At 74.8% G+C, this 21,506-nt stretch carries 19 protein-coding genes; 7 read left to right on the top strand and 12 right to left on the bottom strand.

Annotation, left to right across the window (positions count from 1 at the left end):
- Positions 1-206: 206 nt before the first annotated feature.
- The 3 genes from QJS33_RS15890 to QJS33_RS15880 all read right to left on the bottom strand — a co-directional run bounded on the left by QJS33_RS15890 (position 207) and on the right by QJS33_RS15880 (position 4,291).
- On the bottom strand, positions 207-1,814 hold the full coding sequence (locus tag QJS33_RS15890; RefSeq protein ID WP_306368753.1) for a glycoside hydrolase family 10 protein: 1,608 nt from the start codon (positions 1,812-1,814) through the stop codon (positions 207-209).
- Positions 1,815-1,961: 147 nt separating this feature from the next.
- Entirely contained in the window at positions 1,962-2,759 is a 798-nt protein-coding gene (locus tag QJS33_RS15885) for a siderophore-interacting protein (protein ID WP_306368752.1), read from the bottom strand.
- Between the two features lie 95 nt (positions 2,760-2,854).
- Complete coding sequence (locus tag QJS33_RS15880; protein WP_306368778.1) at positions 2,855-4,291, bottom strand: PLP-dependent aminotransferase family protein; 1,437 nt, start codon at positions 4,289-4,291, stop codon at positions 2,855-2,857.
- Positions 4,292-4,768: 477 nt separating this feature from the next.
- On the opposite strand from QJS33_RS15880, the gene QJS33_RS15875 reads away from it, so the two are divergent.
- A complete protein-coding gene (locus QJS33_RS15875; RefSeq protein WP_306368777.1) occupies positions 4,769-5,383 on the top strand; it encodes a pyridoxamine 5'-phosphate oxidase family protein in 615 nt (204 codons plus the stop codon).
- 387 nt (positions 5,384-5,770) lie between these two features.
- Here the strand turns inward: QJS33_RS15875 and QJS33_RS15870 are convergent, their stop codons facing one another.
- The 4 genes from QJS33_RS15870 to QJS33_RS15855 form a co-directional block, all read right to left on the bottom strand.
- A complete protein-coding gene (locus QJS33_RS15870) occupies positions 5,771-6,493 on the bottom strand; it encodes a DNA alkylation repair protein (RefSeq protein ID WP_306368751.1) in 723 nt (240 codons plus the stop codon).
- A gap of 438 nt (positions 6,494-6,931) precedes the next feature.
- Complete coding sequence (locus QJS33_RS15865; RefSeq protein ID WP_306368750.1) at positions 6,932-7,960, bottom strand: methyltransferase; 1,029 nt, start codon at positions 7,958-7,960, stop codon at positions 6,932-6,934.
- 4 nt (positions 7,961-7,964) lie between these two features.
- Complete coding sequence (locus tag QJS33_RS15860) at positions 7,965-8,900, bottom strand: universal stress protein (protein ID WP_306368749.1); 936 nt, start codon at positions 8,898-8,900, stop codon at positions 7,965-7,967.
- Positions 8,901-8,967: 67 nt separating this feature from the next.
- Positions 8,968-9,366 carry a winged helix-turn-helix transcriptional regulator gene (locus QJS33_RS15855; RefSeq protein WP_372339671.1) on the bottom strand — a complete coding sequence of 133 codons (399 nt, stop codon included), beginning with the start codon at positions 9,364-9,366 and terminating at the stop codon, positions 8,968-8,970.
- Positions 9,367-9,660: 294 nt separating this feature from the next.
- Between QJS33_RS15855 and QJS33_RS15850 the strand changes: the two genes are divergently transcribed.
- Entirely contained in the window at positions 9,661-10,860 is a 1,200-nt protein-coding gene (locus QJS33_RS15850) for an AI-2E family transporter (RefSeq protein WP_306368775.1), read from the top strand.
- Positions 10,861-11,005: 145 nt separating this feature from the next.
- On the top strand, positions 11,006-11,863 hold the full coding sequence (locus tag QJS33_RS15845) for an SDR family oxidoreductase (protein WP_306368748.1): 858 nt from the start codon (positions 11,006-11,008) through the stop codon (positions 11,861-11,863).
- Positions 11,864-12,249: 386 nt separating this feature from the next.
- Here the strand turns inward: QJS33_RS15845 and QJS33_RS15840 are convergent, their stop codons facing one another.
- Genes QJS33_RS15840 through pcaH form a run of 5 tightly spaced genes read right to left on the bottom strand, consistent with a single transcriptional unit; the run spans position 12,250 to position 16,731 of the window.
- A complete protein-coding gene (locus QJS33_RS15840; RefSeq protein ID WP_306368747.1) occupies positions 12,250-12,888 on the bottom strand; it encodes a hypothetical protein in 639 nt (212 codons plus the stop codon).
- Between the two features lie 60 nt (positions 12,889-12,948).
- Positions 12,949-14,151, bottom strand: coding sequence for a 4-carboxymuconolactone decarboxylase (gene pcaC, locus QJS33_RS15835; protein WP_306368746.1), 1,203 nt, complete (start codon positions 14,149-14,151; stop codon positions 12,949-12,951).
- 2 nt (positions 14,152-14,153) lie between these two features.
- The gene (locus tag QJS33_RS15830; protein WP_306368745.1) at positions 14,154-15,371 is read right to left on the bottom strand and encodes a lyase family protein; all 1,218 of its coding nucleotides are present in this window, start codon (positions 15,369-15,371) and stop codon (positions 14,154-14,156) included.
- Positions 15,368-15,958 carry a protocatechuate 3,4-dioxygenase subunit alpha gene (gene pcaG / locus QJS33_RS15825; protein ID WP_306368744.1) on the bottom strand — a complete coding sequence of 197 codons (591 nt, stop codon included), beginning with the start codon at positions 15,956-15,958 and terminating at the stop codon, positions 15,368-15,370. The genes QJS33_RS15830 and pcaG overlap by 4 nt, the downstream gene beginning before the upstream one ends.
- The gene (gene pcaH, locus QJS33_RS15820; RefSeq protein WP_306368743.1) at positions 15,955-16,731 is read right to left on the bottom strand and encodes a protocatechuate 3,4-dioxygenase subunit beta; all 777 of its coding nucleotides are present in this window, start codon (positions 16,729-16,731) and stop codon (positions 15,955-15,957) included. The genes pcaG and pcaH overlap by 4 nt, the downstream gene beginning before the upstream one ends.
- 68 nt (positions 16,732-16,799) lie before the next feature.
- On the opposite strand from pcaH, the gene QJS33_RS15815 reads away from it, so the two are divergent.
- The 4 genes from QJS33_RS15815 (at position 16,800) to QJS33_RS15800 (ending at position 21,480) form a co-directional block, all read left to right on the top strand.
- Complete coding sequence (locus QJS33_RS15815; RefSeq protein ID WP_306368742.1) at positions 16,800-17,540, top strand: IclR family transcriptional regulator; 741 nt, start codon at positions 16,800-16,802, stop codon at positions 17,538-17,540.
- A 76-nt stretch (positions 17,541-17,616) separates the two neighbouring features.
- On the top strand, positions 17,617-18,801 hold the full coding sequence (locus QJS33_RS15810) for a 4-hydroxybenzoate 3-monooxygenase (RefSeq protein ID WP_306368741.1): 1,185 nt from the start codon (positions 17,617-17,619) through the stop codon (positions 18,799-18,801).
- A gap of 471 nt (positions 18,802-19,272) precedes the next feature.
- Complete coding sequence (locus QJS33_RS15805; protein WP_306368740.1) at positions 19,273-19,803, top strand: type I-E CRISPR-associated protein Cas6/Cse3/CasE; 531 nt, start codon at positions 19,273-19,275, stop codon at positions 19,801-19,803.
- 180 nt (positions 19,804-19,983) lie between these two features.
- On the top strand, positions 19,984-21,480 hold the full coding sequence (locus QJS33_RS15800; RefSeq protein ID WP_306368739.1) for a CYTH and CHAD domain-containing protein: 1,497 nt from the start codon (positions 19,984-19,986) through the stop codon (positions 21,478-21,480).
- Positions 21,481-21,506: the final 26 nt, after the last annotated feature.

Below are 21,506 nucleotides of genomic sequence, written 5' to 3'. Positions count from 1 at the left end.
TCTCGGGTGTGAAGATCGGCTGTGGGGCCGTCCGCCGACGCCGGTCGATGTTCGGGCCGCGAGCCCGCATGGGGCATCCGGGTGCGTTGGCGGGGCGGACCCCGCACCGCGGATGGGGCGCGGCGGCCCGGGCACGGCGGCCGCGGCCCCGCCCCACGGCGCCGTCCGCGGTCGGAACCCCCTCGTCGGCGGGGAAGGGGAGACCGTCACACGCGCGGGTCCACCGGGTCCGCCGCCGGTCCCTCGACCCGGTACCGGTCCAGGGCGGTCACCACGTAGGCGCCCTCCCCGTCGGAGCCGTCGGTCCAGGAGGTGGTGCCGGTGACCCCGAGCAGGGCGTCGGCGGTCAGTGCCTCGCACACGTCCTCGACACCGCCGGAGGCCACCGCCTCGACCCGGTCGGGGTCGATCCGGTAGACCGCGTAGGAGCGGGCCCCGTCCAGGGAGTCCCAGGACAGCTCGGTGCCCTCGTCGCCGGTGTCGGCGCTCAGCCCGCGCACCGCCCCGACCTCGGGGTCGGCGTCGGGTGCCACGTCGCCCAGGGGCGGCAGCGCCGGGTCCGCGTAGTACTCCTCGCGCAGGTGGTCGAACGCGTCCGCGGCCTCCTCGGTGAGCGACATGAAGGAGAAGTACACGTCGCCGCCCACCTGTTCGACGCCGTCGGAGTAGTCGAGCTGGTCGGACAGGGCGCTCTCGCCGCGCCAGCCGGGCTCGCCCGCCCGGTAGGCGGCCTGGCCGATGTACAGGTCCACGCCGGTGCCCTCGACCTGGTCGGCCCACCAGTCGGTGAGGACCTCGTAGTCGGCGGCGGCGAAGCCGCGCTCCCAGTACAGCTGGGGGACCACGTAGTCGACGGTGCCCTCCTGGATCCAGGTGCGGGTGTCGGCGTGCTGGGCGGCGTAGGACTCCAGGCCGTCGGTGTCCGACCCGGCGGGGTCGCTGCCGGCGTTGCGCCAGATCCCGAACGGGGAGATGCCGAACCGGACCCAGGGCTTGTCCTCCTGGATGCGCTCGTGGATTCCGGCGACGAACCGGTTGACGTTGTCGCGCCGCCAGTCGTCGCGGTCGTCGAAGTCGCCGCCGTGGGCCTCCCACGAGGCGTCGTCGTCGAACTCCTCGCCGTCCTTGGGGTAGGGGTAGAAGAAGTCGTCGAAGTGGACGCCGTCGATGTCGTAGCGGTCCACGACGTCCATGATCACGTCGGTGACCCAGGCCCGGACCTCGGGGTTGCCGGGGTCGAGGAACCCCTCGCCGCCGTAGCGGACCATCCAGTCGGGGTGCTCCTCGACGGGGTGGTCGTCGGCGAGGGTCTCCAGGTCGGAGGAGATGCCGACGCGGTAGGGGTTGAACCAGGCATGCAGCTCCAGGCCGCGTTCGTGGGCCCCGGCGACGGCGTACTCCAACGGGTCGTAGCCGGGGTCGCCGCCCTGCTCGCCGGTGAGGTAGCGCGACCAGGGCTCCAGGTCGGACTCGTAGACGGCGTCGGTGGTGGGGCGCACGTGCAGGAACACGGTGTTCAGGCCCAGGTCGGCGGCCTCGTCCAGGCGGGCGTCCAGCTCGGCCTGCTGTTCCTCGGCGGACAGGCCGGGTTCGGAGGGCCAGTCGATGTTGCCGACGGTGGTGAGCCAGGCGCCGCGCATCTGCCGCTTGTCGTCGGCGGCCTGGCACAGGGAGGCGCCGGGGCCGGGGGCGGGTCCGTCGGCGGCCCCGGCGATCGCGTAGCCGGCGGCGATCACCGCGGCGGCGGCGCCGAAGGCCGCCCACTTCCGGTAGGGGCGGGGATCGGGGCGGGTGCTGTGTCGGCCGGGTGCCACATGACCTCCTCGGGGCCTGGCTGGGGGCGCCGTGCGGCGCACCAGGCATCAGGGTAGGTCATTTCATAACATTTAAGACACGCAGTGGCCTCGAAGAGAATATTTTTACCTTCTCCGGGTAAACCGAACCGGCTTCCTGTGACCGGTTCAGTCGGTCACCGCCTGGCCGTGCTTCCAGTAGCCGATGAAGGTGATGTCGTCCTTGGCCACGCCCCGCTCGCGCACCAGGTGGCGGCGCACCTCGGTGGGCAGCGCGTTCTCCCCGGCGACGAAGCAGTACATGCGCTCCTGCGGCAGGTCGGCGGCGCGCACCGCCTCCAGCGCCAGGCGGCCGGGCACCGCGTGCGGGTCGGTCCGGGCCAGCCAGTGCACCTCCACACCCGGCAGCGACCGCAGCGGGCGGACGTCGTCGGCCGAGGGCACCTCCAGGTACACGCGGGCGACGAGGGTCTCGGGCGCCTGCTCCAGGACCGACACGATCGCGGGGAGCGCGCTCTCGTCGCCCACCAGCAGCTGGAAGCCGGCGCCGGGGGAGGGCAGGTAGTAGACGCCGTCGGTGAGCAGGCCGATCTCGTCGCCGGGGCGCGCGGCCCGCGCCCAGGCCGAGGCCGGGCCGCCCTCGCCGTGGTCGACGAACTCGATGTCCATCTCCCGGGCCAGGGGGTCGAACCGGCGCACCGAGTAGTTGCGCACGTAGGGCCGGCGCTCCTCGGGCATGTCGTACAGCTGCGACACCCAGCGGCGGTCGGTGGCGGTGGGCAGCGTCAGGCGGTCCTGGCCCGGACGGGTCAGGAACAGGCGCACGAACTGGTCCCGGCCCAGGAACTCGAACCCCGCGAACTCCTCCCCGCCCAGGGTCACGTTGATGAAGTGCTTGGTGACCCGTTCGGTGCGCACGACGCGGGCGCGCATGATCGCGCGGTGGGCGGGGCTCTCGACACGCACGGGGCACTCTTCTCAGGATCGGACGAACGAGCACGAACGCCCCTGAGGTTAGCCTTGCCAACCCGCCCCCGTCGACCCGGCCCCGGCGGCCCCCGTCAGGCGGGGGGCGGGCGGCGGTCGAGGATGTCGGCGAGGGCGGCGCAGCCGCGCCGCAGCTCCGGCAGGGAGGCCGAGCCGTAGCCCAGGACCAGGCCGTGCACGGTCGGCTCGCCGTGGCTGGTGCGGCCGGTGTCGTCGACCACCACGCCGCGGGCGGCGGCCTCGGCGACCACCGGGGCCACCTCCCGGGCGGGCAGCGGCAGCATCGCGTGCAGCCCCGCGGTGTCCCCGGTCAGCCGCGGCCCCAGGTACTCGATGAGCAGGGCGCGGCGGCGCGCGTACTCGGCGCGCATCCGCCGCAGGTGCCGGTCCAGGTCGCCGCGCTCCAGCAGCAGCGCCGTGGCGGCCTGTACCGGGCCCGGGGTGCGGTCGGTCAGGTTGCGGCGCACCCGCGCCAGGTGCTCCACCAGGTCGGGTTCGGCGACGATCCACCCGATCCCCAGGTCCGGGGTGAGGGTCTTGGAGAGGGTCCCCAACAGCACCACCCGCCCCGGGTCCATCCCGTACAGGGCGGGCAGCGGGGCCACGTCGTAGCGGAACTCGGCGTCGTAGTCGTCCTCGATGACCACCGCCCCCGTCGCCCGCGCCCACGAGATCAGGAGTTCGCGGCGGGGCACCGGCAGCCGTCCGCCCAGCGGGTACTGGTGGGCCGGGGTGGTGTACACCAGGCCCAGGTCGTCGGGGAGCGCGTCCACGACCAGCCCGTCGTGGTCCACCGGGCACGGGACGATGCGCGCCCCGCGGGCGGCCAGCACGGTGCGGGCCTTCCCGTACCCCGGCTCCTCCACCCCCGCCTGGTCGCCCGGGGCGATCAGGGCCGCCCCCGCCAGGTCCAGCCCGTTGCCGGTGCCGCGGGTGACCAGGATGTTCTCCGGCCCCACGGCGATCCCGCGGTACCGGCGCAGGTGCTCGGCGAGCAGGGCGCGCAGCCCGGGCAGGCCGCGCGGGTCCGGGTCGTCGTCCTGGGGCAGGTCGGCGGCGGCGCGCCAGGCCCGCCGCCAGGCCGCCCGGTCCACCGACCGCACCCAGGGAGCGCCCGGACGCAGGTCGATCAGGCCGCGTTCGCGCAGCTCGCCGCGGGTGGGCCGCTCCTCCAGGTCGGTGCGGCCGCTGCGGGCGGCGGCGGTGCGCCAGGCCGGTTCGATGGGCGCGGGCTCGGCGGGCGCGGGCGCGGCGCCCGGGGCCACGAAGGTGCCCGACCCGTGTCGGCCCTCCAGCCACCCCTCGGCGTACAGCTGCTGGTAGGCGTCGGTGACGACGGTGCGGCTGACCCCCAACTGGGTGGCGAGGGTCCGACTGGAGGGCAGCCGCTCGCCCGGGGCGAGGGACCCGCCCGCCATGGCGGCGCGCAGGGCGGCGGCCAGCTGGACGGTGAGCGGCGCACCGCCGGAGCGGTCCAGGTGCAGGGCCGGTTCGGCGTGCTGTCGGGGCACGGGCACGGGCTTTCCAGGAGCGGAGGGATGGTGTCCCACCGGGTGGTGTGACTTCGTTCGCCTCCAGAGCCCCAGAGGTGACGACGCGCTGGTCGGCGATGCGTTCTTGTCCGAACAGCCGTTGTTCCCACACCACTCCACGGGACATGACCGGGCGGAGGTGGTGCAGGCCGACCGGGGCGGGCGGCGGCCGGGCCGCCGCGGGGAGTCGGCACGGATGCCGACGACGGCCATGAGGACCATGGTAGGGGCGCCGGAGGCCGGAGGCGTGCGTGGCAAGGCGGCCGTCGACACGACCGCGTGAACCCGAAAGTGGTCGTGCGTTTCGGGACGGAAGTGGCCCTGTTCGGGGGACCACCCGGCTTCTAACGTGAAGGCATGCACTCGACCACCGAAACCGCCCCCGGCCCGGCCCCGCAGACCCCGGCCGCCCCGGACCCCGCGTCCGCGCCCCTGTCCGCCACCGACCGGACCCGGATGCGCCGGGGCAGGCACAAGCAGCGCGAGGACCGCGCCGAACTGTACGCACTGCTCGACGAGGGCCTGTTCTGCCACCTGGGGGTGGCCGTGGACGGTACCCCCCGCGTACTGCCCACCGCCTACGGGCGCATCGGCGACACCCTCTACCTGCACGGCTCCACGGGGGCGCGGTCGCTGAACACCGACGGCGAGGTGTGCGTGACGGTCACCCTGGTGGACGCCCTGGTGCTGGCCCGCTCGGCGTTCCACCACTCGGTCAACCACCGGTCGGCGATGGTCTACGGCCGCCCGCGGGTGGTGACCGACCCGGACGAGCGCATGGCCGGCCTGCGGGCCCTGACCGAGCAGATCGCCCCCGGGCGGTGGGACCACATCCGCGAGCCGAACCGCAAGGAGATGGCGGCCACCCGGGTGCTGGCGCTGTCGCTGGCCGAGGCCTCGGTGAAGGTCCGCACCGGGCCCCCGGTGGACGACGAGGAGGACATGGACCTGGACGTGTGGGCCGGGACCGTCCCGGTTGGGCAGGTGTACGGCGAGCCGGAGCCGGACCCGCTGCTGAAGGCGGGCATCGGGGTCCCGCGCCACCTGAGGGAGCACCGCTCGCCCGCCTGATACCGGGTGCGGGGGCCGTGCGTCCTCCCGTTCGCGCGGAATCCGGTTGTGCACGGCACACGGGATGACCATGTTCTGCTGTCATCGCTCACAGCGGTCTCTGCCCCGCGTTGAGGAGTGCACCCTGGCGTTGCGCGGCCTCCCGCCCCCGGCCCTCGCCGTCACCCTGCCGGCGGTCCCCACCGCCGACGCGTCCGAGAACGCGGGGGAGGGCGCACCGGGCACCTGCCACGGGTCCGCCCACATCCGGACCCTCGTGGGCCGCCTCCTGCCGGGCCCGGCGACACGGCGGCACCCCGGAGACCCTCACCGCCGACGCCACCCGCCCCGTGCGGGTGCGCCACATCGAGGCGCGACCGCTCGGGCCCGCCGCCGCATCGCCGGGCCTCAGGATTTGAGCGAACGGTAGTGGGCGCGCACGTCCGGCGGCAGCTTCTCGATCGCGGCCCGCAGCAGTGGCCGCGGAGCCCGGGCCGCGTGCGCGTCCAGGAACGCCAGCAGCCGCTCGCGGTCGGCCTCCCCGGCCGCCCGCAACATCCACCCCACCGCCTTCTGCACGAGTTCGTGATCGTCCTCCAGCAGGATCTCCGACAGGGCGAAGGCATCGTCCAGGTCGCCGTGCGCGATGAAGTGCGCCGTCGCCACGATCGCGGTGCGCCGCTCCCACGGGTTCTCCGAACCGGCCAGGGTGTACAGCACGTCGCGCGGCCGTTCGCGCAGGCTGCGGCCCACCACGTGGTGCGCCGCCAAGTCCACCAGGTCCCAGTCGTTGACCCGGTCGTGGCGGCGCAGGTACAGCTCCGCCAGCGCGTTGACCTCCTCGGGGGTGGCCCGCCTGTTCCGCGCCTTCTTCTCCATGATGCTCATCGCCCCGGCGCGGGCCTCGTGGACCGGGCTGTCCATGAGCTTCTCGATCTCGTCCAGGCTCATCGCGCGGAACTCCTTGGCCAGCGCGAACACCGTGCCCATCCGCACCCCGATGAAGTGGTCGTCCGGGTCCTGGTCGTCGGCGTCGAACCGGAAATACCGCTGGTACTTGCGCAGCTCCTCGTCGCTGCTCTGCTCGTCGAGCCGGGCCAGGAACTCTGCCGCCGTGGGTGATTCGTTCATGGGCCCATTGGACCGTGAAAGCCCCGCCGAAGGCCAGGGCGAGGACCGGGCCCGCGGAGATCGTTACCGCGGACCGGGACCGGGAGCGCCTGTGCGTCCGGGGTTTCCGGGAGGAGTCGCGTCGAGTTCGACACCGCCCCGGTCGCCGCCCTGGGTGAGGCACCGGGGGACGAGGTCTCCCGGGTGCACCCGACCGGGACCGGGAGCGCCTGTGCGTCCGGGGTTTCCGGGAGGAGTCGCGTCGAGTTCGACACCGCCCCGGCACCGTCCCGCCCGAGACCGCGGGCCGGGTACCGTCCACGGTGCGGGAGGTCGCCGGGCACCCCGCACGCACCTGCGCGCAGTGGGCGCGCGAGAACACCGACGCCCTCCGGGCCCGCACCCGGTGCCGGGCACCCGGCGGCGGGGGACGGTCGCCGGGCGTGCCCCGGGACGGAGTCATCCGGGAGCGGCCTCCAGCAGCGTGAAACCCGACGGCGACGGCAGCGTGCGCACCGAGACCAGCCCGAATCCCGAGCGCTCGCACAGCTCCTCGAAATCGGCGCGGGCGCGCTCCCGGCCACCGGTGTTGACCAGCATGTTCAGGTCGCTCAGGAACGGCACCGGCGAGACGTCCGCGTCGGGCCCCTCCGGAAGCATCGGCTCCACCAGCAGCAGGCGGCCGCCGTCGGTCACCGCCTCCCGGCAGCGGGACAGGATCGCTGCGGCCCGCTCGTCGTCCCAGTCGTGGATGATGCTCTTGAGCAGCAGCACGTCCCCGGCCGGGACGGAGCGGAAGAAGTCCCCGGACACCACCGAGCACCGGTCGGCGACCCCGGCCCGTTCCAGTACCGCGGGGGCGCGGGCGGCGCCCCCGGGCGCGTCGAACAGCACACCGCCCAGGTGCCGGTGGCGGGCCAGCACCGCCGAGAGCAGGGTGCCGTCGCCGCCGCCCACGTCCACCACCGTGGTGAACGGCGCGAAGTCGTAGGCGTCCGGCAGCACCCTGGCGGTGCCGCGGGTCCGGTCGGCCATGGCGGCGTGGAACAGCTCGGCCCGGTCCGCGTCGCGGTCCAGGTGCTCGAAGAACGACTCCCCGTGGAGGCGGTCGAAGGCCACCGAGCCGTCGCGCACGCTCCCGTCCAGCCCCCGCCAGGAGTCCAGCAGCAGGGGGTCGGTGTAGAAGAGGGCGGCGGCGGCCAGGGAGTCGGGGTGCTCCGGGTGCAGCAGGCGGCCCGCGGTGGTGAGCGTGTAGCGGTCCCCGGACCCTTCCTCGACCAGCTCCAGGGCCGCCAGAGCCCGCAGCAGGCGCTGCACGGTGTCGGGGCGGGCGTCCAGGGCGCGGGCCAGGTCGGCGGGGGTGGCCCCGGCCTCGCCCAGGGCGGCGGGCAGGCCCAGCCTGACCGCCCCGCCGACCAGGTGGGCGGCCATCCCGCCGAACAGTATCCGCGTCAGGGCGGCGTGCGCGTTCCCGCTCGTTTCACCCACCGCCTCAGTGCTCGGAGCCGGCGCGGTGGGGCAGGACCACGACGGGGACGGTGGCGGTGTGCAGGACACCCTGGCTCACCGAGCCCAGGAACAGGCCGCTCACCCCGCCGCGGCCGCGGGACCCGACCACGATCAGGTCGGCCTCGGCGCCCGCCTCCACCAGGGCCGTGACCGGGTCCTTGCGGGTGCGCACCACGGATATGTCCACCTCCTCGACGGCCTCGTCCATGACCTCCGCCAGCACCCCGGCGACGATCTCCTCCGACTGCCGGTCCAGGAAGTCCTCGGGTGGCGTCCACCCCGACGCGATGAGGGCCTGGGGGGCGAAGGGCGTGGGCGCCTCCCAGCTGTTGACGACCGTCACGGTGGCCCCCTCGGTGCGGACCGCCTCGTGCAGGGCGAAGTCCAGGGCGCGCTGGGAGTCCAGGGACCCGTCGACGCCGACCACGATCCTGCGGGGAGCGCGGGGCTCGGAGGGCTCCGCGTCCCCGGCCGGGGCGGGCACGACCACGACGGGACAGGAGGCGCGCGAGGCCAGGCGGACCCCGGCCGCCCCGGCCAGGGCGGTGCGCACCGGACCGAACCCCCGCGAACCCACGACGATCACGTCCCCGGGCCCGGTGCGGCGCAGCAGCGCCACCGGCGGCTCCTCCAGGGCCAGTTCGGTGAGGACCTCCAGGCCGGGGCGGGCCCCGCGGACGTACTCCGCCTCCTTCGCCAGGATGCGCCGTCCCTGCTCGGAGATCTCCTCGCTGGGAGGGAAGCGCGTGCGGCCCGCGTGGGCGCTCACCACCACCGGCATCGACAGCGCGTGCACCACCTTCAGCGGCAGGCCCCTGCGCTCGGCCTCGGCCGCCGCCCAGGCCAGGGCCGACCTCGCCTCGGGGGAACCGTCGACACCCGCCACCACCGCCGGGACGTGCTCGTGTCCGTCGCCCATCGTGAACCTCCTTCGCCGGTTCTTCCTCCGAGAAGGAGTCTGCCCTATCCCGACGGCGCGGGCGGTGTCAGGACCGGGGTGTGGCGGACGGCTCGGACACGCCGCCGCGCCCGGCCGCGGGCCGGGGGAGCGCGGCGTGCTCCTCGGCCCAGTCGACGAGGGGGACGAGCCGGACGGTGACCTCGCGCCCGGCGTCGGTGAGGCTGTACTCCACGTGCGGGGGCACCACCGGGCGGGCGTCGCGCAGAACCAGGCCCTCGGCCTCGAAGGAGCGCAGGGTGCGGGCGAGCATCTTCTCGCTGACGCCCCCGATGCGGCGCAGCAGCTCGCTCCAGCGCAGCGGACCGTCCTTCAGCGCCACCAGGACCAGGACGCCCCACTTGGAGGTCACCTCGCCCAGCAGGCGGCGGGACGGGCAGTCGGCGCTGAACACCTCACCCTTGGGAAGACCCCGTGCAATGCTCACCCTCCCAACCTACCCGCAGGACGTCCCCCGGCCCGCGACACGGGTGGTCGGGGGCGTGCGGGGGACCTGTGGGCCTTTGGAGACGGCTATCGTCCGGTAGGCGGGGGCGGTCGCGGCTCCGTGGCGCGGCGAGCACAGACAAGGAGAGGTCATGTCCCGTCGAGTGGTGCGAAAACGCCGACTGTTCGAACAGGAGCAGATCACTGACCAGCACGTTGTTGCCCTTGGGATTTTAGGGTCGAACGAAATTACACCACTCGGTGGGACACCACCCAAGGAGACCCCGGCTTGCAGATGAACACCCCGGCTCCCCGGGATCCGAGCACCGATCGGCGGACCATGCCGCCGTGGCTGCCCCGCGCGGTCCTGATGGTGATGTGGACCGTCACGGCCTTCGGTGTGGCCCTGTGGCTGTTCCTCCAGTTGCAGGGGATCATCGTCCTGCTGCTGATCTCCCTGTTCCTGGCGCTGGCGCTGGAACCGGCCGTCAACTGGCTGCACCGGCGCCGCTGGCCCCGCGGCCCGGCCACCGGCGCGGTCATGCTCCTGGTGGTGCTGGCGACCGGGGTGTTCCTGAGCATGCTCGGCTCCATGCTGATCGGGCAGGTGCTGGCCCTGGCGGCCGAGACGCCCCGGATGCTGCGCGCGGCGCTGGTGTGGGCCAACTCCACGTTCGGCACCGACTACTCGCCGACCAACCTGATGGAGTCGGTCACCAGCGCCAGCGGGGTGGTCCAGCAGTACGCCTCCCGGATCGCCGACAACGCCCTGGGCGCGGGGACGACCCTGCTGGGACTGCTCTTCAACGGGCTGGCGGTCGCGCTGTTCACGTTCTACCTGTGCGCCGACGGGCCGCGCTTCCGGCGGGTGATCTGCTCGGTGCTGCCGCCGCGGACCCAGCGCGAGGTGCTGCGGGCCTGGGAGATCGCGATCGAGAAGACCGGCGGGTACCTGTACTCGCGGGCGCTGATGGCCCTGGTCTCGGCGGTCGCGCACTACCTGGTCCTGGTGGCGCTGGACGTGCCGTTCGCGTTCGCGCTGGCGTTGTGGGTGGGCGTGCTGTCGCAGTTCATCCCCACGGTCGGCACCTACATCGGCGGGCTCGTCCCGGTGCTGGTGGCGCTGCCGCAGGGGCCCTGGACGGCGGTGTGGGTGCTGGTCTTCGTGATCCTCTACCAGCAGTTCGAGAACTACCTGCTACAGCCGCGCATCACCGCCAGGACGCTGGACATGCACCCGGCGGTGGCCTTCGGGTCGGTCCTGGCGGGCGTGGCGATCATGGGGGCGCCGGGAGCACTGCTCGCGCTGCCGATGGGCGCCAGTATGCAGGCGTTCCTGGGGTCCTACATCAGGCGGTACGAGGTGGCGCAGCACCCGCTGCTGAGCGATTCGGAGGAACCGGGGGAGGCGGCGGACGAGGCGCCGCCGAAGGGGCCGGAGGGTCCCGGGAAGGGCGACGGCGCTTCCGGAGCAGCGGATCCGGCGGCCCCCTGACACTCTGAACTCCTGGCTAACATCTGGGTTGGTACCTGACAAAAAAGTGGGTACCAGAACTTTGGAATGTGCCTCCCACCTGCGCAGTTGACCCAGAGCAGCGGCCGGGGACGTCCCGGCCCGGCAATGGGAAGGACCATCGCTCATGTCCGTCGTCATCGTGGGTGCCACCGGCCACCTGGGCCGTCTCACCGTGGAGGAGCTGCTGGAGCGGGGGACCCCGGCCGAGGCGATCGTCGCGGCGGGCCGCGACGCCGAGCGCCTGGCCGCGCTCGCCGAACGCGGAGTGCGCACGGCGCGCATCGACCTGGACGACCCGGCCACCCTGGCACCCGCCTTCGCCGGGGCCGACACCCTGCTGCTGATCTCCACCAGCGAGCCGGGCCGCCGCCTGCCCCAGCACCGGGCCGCCGTCGAGGCGGCGGCCGCCGCCGGGATCGGGCACATCGTCTACACCAGCGCGCCCCGGGCCGACGACACCGTGCTGGTGCTGGCCCCCGACCACAAGGCCACCGAGGAGCTGCTGGCCGCCTCGGGGATCACCCACACGATCCTGCGCAACAACTGGTACCACGAGAACTACGTCTCCGCGCTGCACCAGGCCCGCGACCTCGGAGTGTTCATCGGCAGCGCGGGGCAGGGCCGGGTGCCCAGCGCCGCCCGCGCCGACTTCGCCGCGGCCGCCGCGGCGGTCCTGGCCGACCCGGCCGCCCACGCGGGCGCCGTGTACGAGCTGACCGGCGACACCGCCTGGACCTACCCCGAGCTGGCCCAGACGCTCACGGAGGTGCTGGGCCGGGAGGTCGTCTACAAGGACCTGTCCACGGCCGAGCACATCGCGGCCCTGGTCGAGGCGGGCCTGGACGAGGGCACCGCCGGGTTCGTGGCCGCCCTGGACGGCAACATCCGCGACGGCGCGCTGGAGGAGCCCACCGGCGGCCTGCGCCGCCTGACCGGCCGCCCGTCCACCCCGATCGCCGACACCCTCCGCGACCTGGTCTGACCCGGGGACCGGCGCGGGGCCCGCCCGTACGGGCCCCGCGCCGGCTCATGCACCACTGTGCACATGGGCGGCCCAGAGCAGGGAGCCTCCACCCGGTCGTGGATGCCCCATCCTGCGCACGGACTCCGACCGCCCCTCTCCGTCGCGGACCGCCCTGACCGCCGCGTGCAGGGCACGGGCCGCGTGCGCGTGGCTCAGGGCCCGAACGGTGGGGACGTAGGAGGAGACCACCCGGTCCAGAGCGGTGCGCCTGCCCGGCCCGGGCAGGTCGTCGTGGTGGCCGGCCGCGTGGTCCGAGCGGTCCCGCAGCGAAACGAACCGTTCTGCGAGTTCGGGGGCGGTGACCCGTAGGTCGCCCAGGTCGCCGCGGGTGTTCAGGGTCTGGCTCAGCAGTACCCCGCGCGACCCGCCTCCAGGGTCCCCAGCGCCGCCACGGGCCCCTCCTGCCCGTCCACGGCCTCCAGGGTCATCGCCGCCGCCTCGGCGGCCAGTCCGGAGAACATCCCCAGGCCGTACCACCGGTCCCCGCGGCGCAGTGAGCGGTCGGCCACGAGCGGGAGCAGGTCCACGGCCCCGCGCAGCGCGGCAGCCGCCCGGGCGGGGTCGCGGTCGGCCACCAGGGCGGCCAGGCCACGGGCGGAGCGGATGCGCAACGAGGCGGGGGCGGACACGGTCGTCCACGACCCGGTGTAGGCGTCCGCGGCCTCCGCGAGGTCCTGCTCGCTCCCGGAACGGCGGTGGCGGTCGCGGCGGGAATCGCCGAGGACGCACAGGATCCGGGCCCGGGTGGGGCCGCCCCCGGCGCTCTCGGCCAGTGCTCGGCGGGAGAAGCCGATCGCGGACTCCAGGTCCCCCGCGTGCCCCTGCCCCTCGTGGCGCCTGCGCAGGATCAGGGCCAGGTTCGACAGCACACCCGCCCGGTTGGGATGACCGTCCGGGGCCGCGTCCAGGGCCGCTTCGTAGGCGTGCACGCTCCTGGCGAAGTGCTTCGGGGAATCGGTGAGCAGGTACGGGTCCAGGCGCACCGTGCCCACCTCGGTCAGGACGGCGGTCCTGTCGGGGTCGTCCCTCGGTACGGCTGAGGATCAGGCGCGGTCCTCCTCGGACAGGACGCGCTGGGCGGTGCGGAACGCCGAGTTGGCGTCCGGGACCCCGCAGTAGATCGCGCTCTGCAACACGACCTCCTTGATCTCCTGCGCGGTCAGCCCGTTGCGCAGGGCCGCGCGCACGTGCATGGCGAACTCTTCGTGGTGGCCGCGGGCGATGAGCGCGGTCAGGGTGATCATCGACCGGCTGCGCCGGTCCAGCCCCGGGCGGGTCCACACGGTGCCCCAGGCGTAGCGGGTGATGAACTCCTGGAAGTCGGCGGTGAAGTCCGTGGTCGCGGCGACCGCCCGGTCCACGTGGGCGTCGCCCAGCACCTCGCGGCGCACCGCCATCCCCGCCGCGCGCACCTGCTCCTGTGTCGGGGAACCCGGGTCGGCCGGGGCGGTGGCGGGGCCCGTGAAGTGGTCGCGCAGCAGGGCGGCGACCCGGTCCGGGGCCTCGGCCGGGGCCAGGTGGGCCACCCCGTCCAGGACCTCGACCCGGCCCCGGCGCACCCCGCGGGCGACGGACTCCAACGACGCCGGCGGGGTGGGTCCGTCCTCGGAGCCCGCGACGGCGAGCACCGGCGCGGTGACCTCCCCGAGCCGGTCGCGCACGTCGAACCCGGCCAGCGCCTCGCAGACCAGCGCATAGCCCTCGGCGTCGGCGTCCTGGAGCACGTGCAGCAGGGCGGCGACGGTGCCCGGCTCGCGTTCGGCGAACCCGGGGGCGAACCACCGCTTCGCCGAGGCCTCCACCACGGCCGGGGTGCCCGACGCGCGCACCGTCGCGGCCCGCTCGCGCCACCCGTCGGGTTCGCCGATGCGCGCCCCCGTGCACAGCAGCGCCGCGGACCGCACCGCCTCGGGGGCGTCCAGCAGCAGGTGCAGGCCCACGGCTCCGCCGACGGAATCGCCCGCGTAGCAGAAGGAGCGGTCGGTGTCCCCGCGCGCCGCGGTCACCCTGCGGGCGAACACCAGCACGCCCCCGGCCAGCTCCGCCAGGGTGAACGGCGCGCCCGCGGCCGGGGCGCCGCCGTGCCCGGGCAGGTTCCAGCCCACCACGTGGAAGGCGTCGCCGAGCCGGTCGGCGGCCGCCGACCACAGCGCCGCCGCCGAGGTGCCCAGTGAGGGGCCCACGAGCAGCAGCGGCCGGTCGGGTCCGCCGGCGAGTTCGACTCCGGTGATGTGCGGGATCGTCATGTTCAGGTCTCCAGGAAGCGGTCGGCGCGGGCCAGGACGGCGTCGATGAGGGCGTCGGCGGCGCCCGCCGTCCCGTCCGCGGGGTCGGTGCCGGTGAAGGCGGCGACGGCGCGGGCCTCGGCGGTCAGCCCCTCGCGGGCCGCCGCGGCCGTGGCCGCCATCCGGTCGGTGTCCACCCGCAGCCCCGCCAGCAGCTCCGCGGTCTGGGAGGCCGCGGTGGCGGTGCGCCGGGCCAGGGCGCGCAGGGTCGCCCACTCGGCGTGCCAGGCCCCGTCCGGGCGCTCGTCCACGGCCAGCGCCGACGCCAGGTGCAGGGTCGAGGCCAGCGGGGGAGCGGCCAGGGCGGCCCGCCGGACGAGCACCGACAGCACCGGGTTGCGCTTGTGCGGCATGGTCGAGGAGCCGCCGCGCCCGTCGGCGGCGGGTTCGGCCACCTCGGCGATCTCGGGCCGGGACAGGGTGGTGACGTCGGCGGCCAGCCTCCCCCAGGCGTCGGTGCAGGCCACCAGGGCGTCGCCCAGGGCGGTGACGGTGCCGCGCGAGGTGTGCCAGGGCGGGGCCGGGTCCAGCCCCAGCCGCCGCGCGGTCGCGGCGGCCAGGTCCGTCGCGGCGGTCACCGGGTCGGCGGCGCCGTGCGCCCGGGCCAGGTCCACGACGGCCGAGAGGGTCCCGGCGGCGCCGCCGACCTGCACCGGGAAGCGGGTCCGGCCCAGGGTGTCGGCGGCGTCCAGCACCCCGCCCAGCCACCCGGCGGCCCTGAGCCCGAAGGTGGTGGGCACCGCGTGCTGGGTGAGGGTGCGCCCCGCCATCACCGCGTTCCGGTGGGTGTCGGCCAGCCCGGCCAGGTGGGCGACCTGGCGGCGCAGGTCCGCGCGCACCCGGGCGACGGTGTCCCGGGCGCACAGCACCAGCGCGGTGTCCACCACGTCCTGGCTGGTCAGCCCGCGGTGCACCCAGGTGGCGGCGGGTCCGTCGGCGCGTTCGCGCAGCAGTTTCACCAGTGCGATGACGGGGTTGCCGCCGCCTTCGGCGGCCCCGGCCAGGGCGGGCAGGTCGTCGGCGCCGACCAGACCGGACAGGTCGGCGGCGGCCGGGGCGATCCCCGCCCCGGCCAGGGCGTCCGCCCAGGCCTGCTCGACGGCGACCATGGCCGCCAGCCAGGAGCGTTCGGTGAACAGGTCGCCCGCGCGCTCGTCCCCGGGCCAGAACAGGTCGGTCATGGGGTCCGCGTCCGGTACCCGGACAGGTCCAGGAACACGGTCTCGCCCTCGCCCTGGAGGCGGATGTCGAACACCAGCCCCTGCCCGTCGCGGCGGGCGACCAGCGTGGAACGGCGCTCGGCGGGCAGCGACGCCAACAGCCGGTCGGCGGCCAGCGCGGCGGCGTCGTCGGGCAGGTAGGCGCGGGTGAACAGCCGGTCCGTCAGCCCGCGGGCGAACACGGTGACCGCGAAGAACGCCGCCGCACCCGGCTCGGTGGGCCCCGGCTCCAGGGTGCTGAACGTGTACCGCCCGTCGCGGCCGGTCGAGGCGCGCCCGAACCCGGTGAAGGTCCACCCGTCCCGGCGCAGCGACCCCGGCTCGCGCGGCACGGAGCCGTCCGGGCGGGTCTGCCAGACCTCCACCAGCGCGTCGGGCAGCCCGTTCCCGGCGCCGTCGGTGACGAGCCCGGTCAGCCGGACCGCCCCGGCCGAGCCCGGGGGCACGAGGTCGCGGTCGCCGTCGTAGGGCAGGCCGTAGTGGAAGAACGGGCCGACCGTCTGCCCGGGAGTGGTGCGCAACGGCGCCCCCTCGGAAATGGTGCTCACGCGTCGTCCCCTTCCCCGTTCTCCATGAGGGTGCCGTGCGCACCGCCCAGGACGATGTCCCACCGGTACCCGGTCGCCCACTCGTGCGTGGTCACGTCGTGGTCGTAGGCCGCCACGAGCATCTCCCGGTCCCGCCGGTCGGTGACGGATTGCAGGATCGGGTCCAGGGCGAACAGCGGGTCGCCCGGGAAGTACATCTGCGTGACCAGCCGCTGGGCGAACTCGGTTCCGAACAGCGAGAAGTGGATGTGGGCGGGGCGCCAGGCGTTGTGGTGGTTGCGCCACGGGTAGGGGCCCGGCTTGATCGTCTGGAACCGGTAGTACCCGTCGTCGTCGGTCAGGCACCGCCCCGCCCCGGTGAAGTTGGGGTCCAGCGGGGCCGGGTGCCGGTCGCGTTTGTGCACGTAGCGGCCGCCCGCGTTGGCCTGCCAGATCTCCACCAGCTGGCGGCGCACCGGCCGCCCGCGGTCGTCGGTGACCCGGCCGGTGACGACCATGCGCTCGCCGATGGGCTCGCCCGCACCGCCGACGGTCAGGTCGGCCTCCAGCGGGTCCACGTCGCGCTCGCCGAAGCAGGGGGCCCAGCGCTCGATGGCCTCGGGGTCGGTGTGGTGCGGGTCCTTGGTGGGGTGGCGCAGCGCGCTGCTGCGGTAGGGCGGGTAGTCGAGGGCGGGCTGGGGGGCGGCGCCGCGGGCCTGCTCGATGGCGGCGATCTCCGCGCTGACCACCGACTGGGATTCCAGGCCGGACGGTGGGACCGGGGTGCTGTTCATGGCGGGAGGCTACGTCCGGGGGCGGGGTGGCGTGGGTCTCCTTTTCGCTCAGTGGAAGAATGTCCCGTATGGCGGGGAACACCGGTACGCCCGGGGCGACCGTGGCCGGGAGGGTCATGGCGGTCCTGGGCGCCTTCGACGAACACCATCGGCGGCTGTCGCTGTCGGCCATCGCCCGGCGCGCGGAGCTGCCGCCGCCCACCGTGCACCGGCTGGTCGGCGAGCTGGTGCGCCACGGCGCGCTGGCCCGCGAGGGCGGCTCCTACGTGGTGGGCCGGCGCCTGTGGGACATCGGACTGCTGGCGCCGGTGCAGACCACGCTGCGCGAGGCCGCCTCGCCGTTCCTGCACGACGTGTACGCGACCACCCTGGCCACCGTGCACCTGGCGGTGCGCGACGGCGACGAGGTGCTGTACCTGGAGCGGATGGCGGGCCGGGCGTCGGTGCCGGTGGTCAGCAGCGTGGGCTCCACCCTGCCGATGCACTGCACCGGGGTCGGCAAGGTGCTGCTGGCGTACGCCCCCGAGGACGTGCGCGCCCGGGTGCTGGGATCGCTGCGCCGGGTCACCCCGTACACCGTCACCCAGCCGGGGGCGCTGCTGCGGCAGTTGGAACGGGTCCGCCGCGAGGGGTACGCCACCACCGTGGAGGAGATGACGCTGGGGGCGTGCTCGGTGGCGGTGCCGGTGCGGCGGGGCGAGGAGGTGGCGGCGGCGATCGCGGTCGTGGTGCCCGCGCTCAAACGCGACCGGGGGCGGCTGGTCACGGCGCTCCAGGTGGCGGCGCAGGGGATCTCCCGAAGGTTGTGATCTTTCACCTGGGGATTTTCACTGAGCGGAAGAAAGGGTTCCGCATTCGGTGCCGTGGCACGGTCCAATGGCGGGCATGACCCAGATCACCACCACCGACGTGGCCATCATCGGTGCCGGCCCCGCCGGCATGCTGCTCTCCCACCTGCTCGCCGCCCAGGGGGTGGAGTCCGTCGTCGTCGAGGCGCGCTCACAGGAGTACGTGGCCTCCCGCATCCGCGCCGGGGTGCTGGAGCACTCCACCGTCGACCTGCTGCGCTCGGTCGGCCTGGCCGACCGCCTGGCGGCCGAGGGCGACGAGCACCGCGGCATCCACCTACAGTGGCCGGGGGAGCGGCACCACCTCGACTTCGTCGACCTCACCGGCCGCAGCGTGTGGATCTACGGGCAGACCGAGCTACAGAAGGACCTCATCGCCGCCCGCACCGCCGCCGGGCAGCAGGTGCACTACGAGTCCGCCGACGTCGCCCTGCACGACCTGCGCACCGACGCCCCCTCGGTCACCTTCACCGACCCCGAAGGAGCGGTGCACCGGGTGCGGGCGCGCGCGGTGGCGGGCTGCGACGGGTCCTTCGGGCCCAGCCGGGGCGCCGTCGGCGCCGACCTGCGCAGGACCTGGGAACGGGTCTACCCGTACTCGTGGCTGGGCGTGCTGGCCGACGTCGCCCCCTCCACCGACGAGCTCATCTACGCCTGGCACCCCGACGGATTCGCCCTGCACTCCATGCGCTCGGCCACCGTCAGCCGCTTCTACCTCCAGGTCCCCAACGGCACCTCCGCGGACGAGTGGAGCCACGACCGCATCTGGGACGCGCTGGCCGCCCGGCTCGGCCACGGCCAGGACGGATGGGAACTGAAGCCCGGGACGATCACCGACACGAGCGTGCTGCCGATGCGCTCCTACGTGCAGACGCCGATGCGCGACGGCCGCCTGTTCCTGGCGGGCGACGCCGCCCACATCGTCCCGCCCACCGGTGCCAAGGGCCTGAACCTGGCGGTCGCCGACGTGGCCCTGCTCGCCCCGGCCCTGGCCGACCTGGTGCGCGGCGACACCCGCCCGGCCGACGCCTACTCCGACACGGCGCTGCGCCGGGTCTGGCGGTGCACCCACTTCTCCTGGTGGATGACCACCATGCTGCACACGGGTACGGACCCCTTCGACACGCAGTTGCAGCTCTCCCAGCTCCGCTGGACCGCCACCAGCGAGGCGGGCGCCGCGGGCCTGGCCGAGAACTACGCGGGCCTGCCCATCGGCTTCTGAGCCGGGTCGCCCGTCTCCGGCCCGGGGACGGGTGGCGGTCCGCGCTGCTCGCGGGCGGGGACGGCCCCCTCCGCCGTGGGTCACGTCCCCGGGAGTGGTGTGATTTTCGCTCGGGTGCGTCCTTGCGGGTCATCGCGATGGTCGGCCGAAGCCGGGCGGGCCAGCGCGTACCGGGGGCCCGCCGGCCGGGATGAAGAAGCCGCCGGAGGCGGCGGTGCACCGATCCGCCCGGCACCGCTGACGCGCATCCGTGGGAACAGGGCCGGAAAAGTCACACCACTCGATGGGACACCATACCGCCGTGAGTCGCCCGTCTCCGGCCCGGCGGCCGCACCGGGGCGGACGCGCACCGGGCCGGCCGGGGCCGGGCGCCTCGTACAGTGGGGACTTCACCCCGGGCGTGGAGGAACCTCGACGACCCGCGACCGAACACGACCCCGCCCCGGCGGGGACACCCTGGAGGCGAACCCCGTGTACCTGGCCCGCATCAACCTCGACCCCGCGCGCAGCACCGGCATGGACCAGTGGGCGGTCATGGGGCGGGCCGTACGCAAGGCCGTCGACCCCGACCCCGGATCCGACGCCCGCGTGCTGTGGGCGCGCACCTCACCGAGCACCCTGGTGGTCAGCTCCGACACCGCACCCGCCTGGGGCAAGGTGCCCGGCGCGACCTCCGCCGCGATCCACCCGCTGCCGCGGCACCCCGAGGGCGAGAGCGTCCGCTGGGAGCTCATCTCGGCCCCCACCGCGCAGCACGGCAAGCGGGTCCCGCTGGCCGAGGAGGAGTTCGAGGACTGGCTGGCCGGCAAGTTCGCGGGCGCACTGGACGTCACCTCGGCGAAGTGGAAGCGCTTGGGCGGCAGGCCCGCCCGGTACCACTTCACGGGGGAGGCCGTGGTGCGCGACAGCGACGGGCTCCAGGAGCTGTGCCTGGACGGGGTCGGCGCGGGCACGGCCACGGGCGCCGGGCTGCTCCTGGTCAGCCCGCTGGCACCGCAGTAGCCCCGGCAGCCCCGGCGCCGCCTGCGCGCCGGGGAGTTCGTCGGGGCGGCTCGGATGGCGGCGGCGGGCCGCCGCGGCACCTTTCCCGGAGCGGCCGCGCGGGTAGAACGCGAGTACGAGTTTCCGTCACCCGCCCCGATCCCCTCGGACGGGGGGCGCGCCATCGGAGGTGAGCCGCCGGTGCCCGACCACATCGAGATCGAGACCACCTACTCCTTCGCCCCGGACCTGAGCCTGCCGGACCTGGCCGACCTCGCCCCCGGCGGGGTCGGGCAACGGCGGCACGAGCTGGACGCCACCTACTACGACACCGACGGCCTGCGCCTGGCCGCGCGCCGGATCACACTGCGCCGGCGCAGCGGCGGCACGGACGCCGGATGGCACCTGAAGATCCCGTGGGGCCGGGACGCCAAACGCGAGTTCCACGCCCCGCCGGGCCCGGACACCGGCACCGTCCCGGCCGAACTCGCCCGGCTCGCGGCCGCGGCCGCCCGGGGGGAACCGCTGCGCCCGGTCGCCCGGATCGGCACCCGGCGCACCGAGTACGTGCTGCGCGACCCGGCGGGCGAGCCCCTCGCCCTGGTCGCCGACGACACGGTCACCGGGGAGACGACCACCACGACCACCTGGCGGGAGGTCGAGGTCGAGCTCGCCGGAGGCGGTCGCGACCTCCAGCGCGACATCGGCCGACGCCTGGTCTCGGCCGGGGCCGCCCCCTCGGCTACCGGCAGCAAGCTCCTCACCGTGCTCGGCGACCGCGTTCCCCGGCCCACGCCCCGGCCCGCGGGGGACACCGCGGCCGATGCGGTCCTGGCCTACCTGTGGGACCAGACCGAGCGCATGCTCGACCGCGACCCGAAGGTCCGCCTGGACGAACCCGACGCCGTGCACCAGATGCGGGTGTCCGTGCGCAGGATCCGCACCGTGCTCCGGGTGTTCCCCTCCGTCCTGCACCGCAGTTCCACGCGGCCGGTCGAACGCGAGCTCCGCCGCCTGGCGCGGGTGCTGGGCCGGGCACGGGACCTGGAGGTCCTCCGGGAGCGGTGCGGGCGGTGGATCGAGGTTCTTCCCGAGCACGCCGCCGGACACGTGCTCACCGACTCCTGGCTGCACACGCTCGACGACCGCCGCGCCGCCGCGATGGACCGGATCGCCGAGGAGCTGTCGGGTCCGCGCTACTTCGCCCTGCTGGACTCCCTGGACGGCCTGCGCACCGACCCGCCGCTGACCGGGGCCGCCCACCGGAAGGCGCACCGCGTCCTGGCCGACGACCTGGTCCGGGCCTGCCGCCGGATGTCCGCCGCCCATGAGCGCGCGGTGGCCGCCACGAGCACGGACGAGCGGCTGACCGCCTGGCACGAGGTCCGCAAGGCCGCCAAACGCACCCGCTACGCCGCCGCGCTCGCCGCCCCCGCCCTGGGCGAACGGGCCGAACGCGTACGCTCGTGGGCCTCCCGCCTCCAGGAGGTGCTCGGCGAACACCAGGACGGTGCGGCCCTGCGCGCCTACCTCGACGAGCACGGCCCGGGCCTGGCCGCCGGATCGGCCGACGGCGACGCGGTCCTGGTGACCCTGGGCGCGCTGGCCGGCGCCGAGGCCGTCAGGGGCGGGGCGCTCATCGACGAGGCCGCGCGTGTGTGGGAGGCGGGCCCCGACCCCCGCGACCCCCTCGCCTGACGGGTCGGCCCCGCCACCGGTGCGCC

The organism is Nocardiopsis sp. CC223A, from assembly GCF_030766825.1.
Classification (GTDB): Bacteria; Actinomycetota; Actinomycetes; order Streptosporangiales; family Streptosporangiaceae; genus Nocardiopsis.
The sequence above is the reverse complement of the archived record's forward strand: the minus strand, read 5'-3'. Positions and strand labels throughout refer to the sequence as shown.